At 57.9% G+C, this 311-nt stretch carries 1 protein-coding gene; it reads left to right on the top strand.

Annotated features, from left to right (window positions below):
- A partial coding sequence (locus Q0835_RS30230; RefSeq protein WP_298967214.1) for a transposase occupies positions 1-311 on the top strand: 311 nt, incomplete at both ends.

Raw genomic sequence — 311 nt, 5'->3', positions numbered from 1 at the left:
TCGGCATTGAGGCTTGTGCGACTGCCCACAACTGGGCCCGCCAGCTATCGGAGATTGGTCATGATGTGCGCCTCATCTCTCCAGGCTATGTCAAACCCTTCGTGCGGCGTGGTGCAAAGAATGACGCCACTGATGCGGCCGCTATTTGTGAAGCAGTGATCCGCCCCAACATGCGCTTTGTCCCGATCAAGTCTCGCGAGGATCAGGCATTTCTGATGCTGCATAGAGCCCGGTGCCTTTTGGTTCGGCAGCGAACTATGGCCGCGTGTGCGTTCCGGTCACACTTGGCTGAGTATGGCGTCATTGTCGCG

This window comes from uncultured Roseibium sp., from assembly GCF_947499295.1.
Taxonomy (GTDB): domain Bacteria; phylum Pseudomonadota; class Alphaproteobacteria; order Rhizobiales; family Stappiaceae; genus Roseibium.
The sequence above is the reverse complement of the archived record's forward strand: the minus strand, read 5'-3'. Positions and strand labels throughout refer to the sequence as shown.